Consider the following 233-nt stretch of genomic DNA (forward strand, 5'->3'; position numbering starts at 1 on the left):
GCTGGCATCAGGCATTGCAATCACCCTTACCCGCCATTTGCATAACGGACTGGTGGAAGCGCTAAAAAACATCACTGACGTCGTTCATGATGTGCGCTCCAACCGCAATTTTTCCCGCCGTGTTTCGGAAGAACGAATCGCAGAATTTCCAACGGCGAAGGCGTTGAGCGTGTCTTCCAGACTCACTCTCCGGTAGTTGACAGCATTTCTGTCAAACGTCGTGGTGCTGTTCG

Annotated in this window: 1 protein-coding gene; it reads left to right on the forward strand. The window is 51.9% G+C overall.

Annotation, left to right across the window (positions count from 1 at the left end; translation table 11 throughout):
- Positions 1–144 precede the first annotated feature (144 nt).
- Positions 145–233, forward strand: an 89-nt coding sequence (locus tag AYC59_RS08550; RefSeq protein WP_500684725.1) for a 50S ribosomal protein L19, incomplete at its 3' end; no start/stop codon positions are given.

Origin of the sequence: Pseudostreptobacillus hongkongensis (assembly GCF_001559795.1) — a bacterium.
GTDB classification, from domain to species: domain Bacteria; phylum Fusobacteriota; class Fusobacteriia; order Fusobacteriales; family Leptotrichiaceae; genus Pseudostreptobacillus; species Pseudostreptobacillus hongkongensis.